Source organism: Acinetobacter sp. 243_ASPC, assembly GCF_001054715.1.
Lineage (GTDB): Bacteria > Pseudomonadota > Gammaproteobacteria > Pseudomonadales > Moraxellaceae > Acinetobacter > Acinetobacter soli.
In genome coordinates this window covers 1-3,024 of the sequence record NZ_JVOR01000030.1, presented here as the reverse complement: position 1 = coordinate 3,024, position 3,024 = coordinate 1, and the positions used below count along the sequence as shown (strand labels likewise).

Here is a 3,024-nt window from a genome sequence, read left to right as displayed (position 1 = left end):
ATTAACAGTCCGTCGCTCTACCGACTGAGCTATGGGAGAATCTGGAACGCATTGTATGGGGCGAAGCCAATGTGGTCAAGCCATAATGATGAAATAATTCAAAAAATTGCGTGAGTGTTGTTTAAATCAGCAATTTTATAAGATTTGGCCATAAAGGTCGGTAAAATTTAAGTTCATAAACATTCAATATGCTGATTTGGCTTTTGCATCATATTAAAGCGTAATGTCACATTCTGATGCACAGCTTGGGGTGAACTTAATTGGTAAAATAGGATTAAATTTCACAAATACAATAAAAATGATTATTTATCCTAAAATGGCACATCATTTGCATCATTATTGCGTAAATATGGATGGGGTGTTTACGTTGTCAGATTCTACAAGTCATGAGTTAAGAAAAGGTTTGTCTAACCGGCATGTGCAATTGATTGCTTTGGGTGGTGCTATAGGTACAGGTTTATTTTTGGGGATTTCTCATACCATTCAACTGGCTGGTCCATCTGTGTTGCTGGGATATGCCATCGCAGGTTTGATTGCATTTTTAATTATGCGTCAGTTGGGTGAGATGGTGGTTGAAGAGCCAGTAAGTGGCTCTTTTAGTCATTTTGCCAATAAATACTGGGGACCAATGGCTGGCTTTATGTCGGGCTGGAATTACTGGGTACTGTATGTTTTGGTCAGTATGGCGGAGTTGAGTGCCATTGGAATTTTTGTTCAGTTTTGGTGGCCACAAATTCCGACATGGCTGACTGCATTGGTGTTTTTTATTCTGATTAACGGAATTAATTTTATCAATGTAAAATTTTTCGGTGAACTTGAGTTCTGGTTTTCGCTTGTCAAAATTATTGCAATTATCAGTATGATCGGCTTTGGTGCCTATTTGTTGTTTAGCGGTAGCGCGGGGTCACAGGCAGGTGTGCAAAATCTTTGGCAACACGGTGGTTTTATGCCAAATGGATGGTCGGGCTTGATTATGGCGATGGCATTTATCATGTTTGCATTTGGTGGGCTTGAGCTGGTGGGAATTGCTGCTGCTGAAACCAAAAATCCTTCAAAAACGATTCCTAAAGCCACCAATCAAATTGTGTACCGTATTTTGATTTTTTATGTAGGGGCCATTGGTATTTTGCTCAGCTTGTTCCCTTGGAATCAGGTTGCTCAGGGTGGAAGTCCATTCGTCATGATTTTTCAGTCACTTAATAATTCTGGTGTCGCGAACGTCTTGAATCTGGTGGTGTTGATTGCGGCTGTTTCTGTCTATAATAGCTGCGTTTACAGTAACAGCCGTATGTTGTTGGGCTTGGCGGAGCAGGGCAATGCACCAAAAATGCTAAAGCGTGTCAATCAGCGCGGTATTCCGGTCAATGCATTATTTGCCTCAGCAGCAGTAACCGCATTATGCGTACTGCTTAACTATCTGATGCCGGAAAGTGCCTTCAATATTTTGATGATGTTGGTGGTCGCTGCGCTTGTGATTAATTGGTTCATGATTTCGGTGACACATCTTAAGTTTCGTCAGCACATGCAACAGATGCAGCGTGTGACCTTGTTTAAGAGTATTGGTGCGCCATTTACCAACTATGTCACCATTGCATTTATGTGTTTTATTCTTTTCATTATGAGCTTTACGCCTGAAATGCGCATGGCTGTCTTTTTAGTGCCTGTCTGGCTGATACTGCTCTTTATTCTTTATCGCGTGAAGTTTCAGTCGGCAAAGCCAGCTGTAAGTATACTGAGTAAGTAGTTGGATCTATCTAAATTTTATTTGAGGTTGTCTGAATGAGCCACAGTCTTGATGATTATGATTACAAGATTCTACAGCATTTGCAAAGTAATGGCCGCCTGAGTAATCAGGAATTGGCTGAGATTGTGGGTTTATCGACATCACAATGCTCAAGACGACGTATTGCGCTCGAGCAAAAAGGCATGATTATGGGATATTACGCACAGTTGCACCCACATGCAGAAAAACAACCGATTATGGGAATGATTGAAATTAAATTTCAACATTACAGCCTAGAAACACTGGAAAAGTTCCTAGGATTTGTAAAAGACGAACCGATGATTCGTGAAGTCTATAAATTGACAGGGAGTTATGACTACGTATTGAAAGTAACTGTTGAGGATTTAGAGCAAATGAGCCAGCTGATTAATCAATTGATGTCGCTGAACATCAATATAGGTAATTTTAATACCTCAATTGTATTGGAGCGCGTTAAAGAAAATCATCAAATGATGATAGGCGTAGCACATGAGTAATACAGCTGATCTGACCATGCAGATATCTAAACCTTCGCATTCTTCAGTTGAAGATATGCTTGCCATGATCATTGCCACGTTTATTATCTCGTTTGGCATGATGCTCATGCAGCAGTCTGGTACCTTAACGGGTGGAACAGCAGGGTTGTCATTGCTCATCCATTACATTACGGGCATTAAATTTGGTGTGGTGTTTTTTACCATCAACTTGCCATTTTATTATCTGGCCTATAAGCGCCTAGGTATGTCGATGGTCATAAAGACATTTTTGGCAGTGGGGTTGCTTTCTGTACTCACTGAGGTGCATCCACTCTTTCTTCATCTCGATAAGCTCTCACCACTATATGCCACCGTATTAGCCAATGTATTTATGGGTTTGGGTTTTTTAATTCTGTTTCGACATCGCTCTAGTTTGGGGGGCTTTAATTTACTGGTGTTGTTTATCCAAGAGCGTTACGGAATTCGAGCAGGCAAAGTGCAAATGGCTTTAGATGTCACGATTTTGCTGGCCTCAAGCGTCTTTGTCAGCGTGACACTTTTGGCGATCTCTATTTTGGGTGCCATTATTTTAAATATGATTCTTACACTGAATCATCGACCAGATCGATACGTGGTGTAAGATAAAAAACTAAAAACAGTGCCTGAGGTGCTGTTTTTTTTTGCAAAAACTAAAGCCATTAAAAAAACCCTCAAGCATGAAGTACTTGAGGGTTTTTGAATCTGGCTCTCCCACCTGGGCTCGAACCAGGGACCTGCGGATTAACA

At 40.8% G+C, this 3,024-nt stretch carries 3 protein-coding genes; all 3 read left to right on the top strand.

Translation table 11 applies throughout. The features are described 5' to 3' along the window. Positions 1-367 precede the first annotated feature (367 nt). Genes ADA42_RS02910 through ADA42_RS02900 form a run of 3 tightly spaced genes read left to right on the top strand, consistent with a single transcriptional unit; the run spans position 368 to position 2,878 of the window. Complete coding sequence (locus tag ADA42_RS02910) at positions 368-1,744, top strand: amino acid permease (RefSeq protein WP_241485677.1); 1,377 nt, start codon at positions 368-370, stop codon at positions 1,742-1,744. Positions 1,745-1,779: 35 nt separating this feature from the next. Further along, positions 1,780-2,259, top strand: a complete 480-nt coding sequence (locus ADA42_RS02905) for an Lrp/AsnC family transcriptional regulator (RefSeq protein ID WP_048763513.1) — start codon at positions 1,780-1,782, stop codon at positions 2,257-2,259. Beyond that, complete coding sequence (locus ADA42_RS02900) at positions 2,252-2,878, top strand: YitT family protein (protein ID WP_048763512.1); 627 nt, start codon at positions 2,252-2,254, stop codon at positions 2,876-2,878. Before ADA42_RS02905 ends, ADA42_RS02900 begins: the two co-directional genes overlap by 8 nt. Positions 2,879-3,024: the final 146 nt, after the last annotated feature.